Below are 1,216 nucleotides of genomic sequence, written 5' to 3'. Positions count from 1 at the left end.
AGCAGAAATAAAAAACTCAACTACGCTTTAGTTGACTGCTCATCCGAATATATTAAAAGGAAAATCCAATGGCGCTTGATATTAAACCTGGTCAAACTCACATTAAATCTAAAGCAATGGTAGCTTGGGCTGCTGGCGAACCTCTTAAAATGGAAGAAGTGGATGTTCAACTGCCTAAAGCGGGTGAAGTATTAGTTCGCATCGTTGCTACTGGTGTGTGTCACACTGACCTATTCACTCTATCTGGTGATGATCCAGAAGGTATCTTCCCTTCAATCTTAGGTCACGAAGGTGGTGGTATTGTTGAAATGGTTGGTGAAGGCGTAACGGGTCTTGAAGTTGGTGACCACGTTATCCCTCTTTACACTGCTGAATGTGGTGAGTGTAAATTCTGTAAATCTGGCAAAACTAACCTTTGCCAAGCGGTTCGTGAAACTCAAGGTCAAGGCCTAATGCCTGATGGTACTAGCCGTTTCTCTATTAACGGTGAAACTATCTTCCATTACATGGGTTGCTCTACGTTCTCTGAATACACTGTACTGCCTGAAATCTCTTTAGCGAAAGTATCTAAAGATGCCCCTCTTGAAGAAGTTTGTCTTCTAGGTTGTGGCGTAACTACGGGTATGGGAGCGGTGCTTAACACGGCTAAAGTTGAAAAAGGCGACACAGTTGCTGTATTCGGTCTAGGTGGTATCGGTCTTTCAGCTATCATCGGCGCAAAAATGGCCGGTGCAAGCCGCATCATCGGTGTTGACTTGAACGAAAGCAAATACGAACTGGCTAAAAAATTAGGTGCAACTGATTGCATCAACCCAATGAACTACGACAAGCCAATTCAAGAAGTGATTGTTGAAATGACTGACGGTGGTGTTGATTACTCTTTCGAGTGTATCGGTAACGTTAACGTTATGCGTTCGGCTCTTGAGTGTTGTCACAAAGGTTGGGGTGAATCAATCATCATCGGTGTTGCTGGTGCGGGCCAAGAGATCTCAACTCGTCCGTTCCAACTTGTGACAGGTCGTGTATGGCGTGGCTCTGCATTCGGTGGCGTTAAAGGCCGTACTGAGCTTCCAGGTATCGTTGACCGTTACATGCAAGGTGAGTTCGCTCTTGATGACTTCATCACTCACACTATGGGTCTTGCGGATGTAAATGCGGCGTTCGATCTAATGCACGAAGGTAAATCTATCCGTACTGTTCTGCATATGGATAAATA

The 1,216-nt window shown here is 44.8% G+C and carries 1 protein-coding gene; it reads left to right on the top strand.

Features of this window, described 5'->3' with window-relative positions; genetic code table 11:
- Positions 1–68: 68 nt before the first annotated feature.
- Positions 69–1,216: S-(hydroxymethyl)glutathione dehydrogenase/class III alcohol dehydrogenase (locus tag GNP81_RS19280; RefSeq protein WP_005417972.1), on the top strand; the 1,148-nt coding region annotated here is incomplete at its 3' end.

The organism is Aliivibrio fischeri (assembly GCF_009727955.1).
Taxonomy (GTDB): domain Bacteria; phylum Pseudomonadota; class Gammaproteobacteria; order Enterobacterales; family Vibrionaceae; genus Aliivibrio; species Aliivibrio fischeri_A.
Note: the sequence above shows the minus strand (reverse complement) of the source record. Positions and strands in the feature narration are given on the sequence as shown.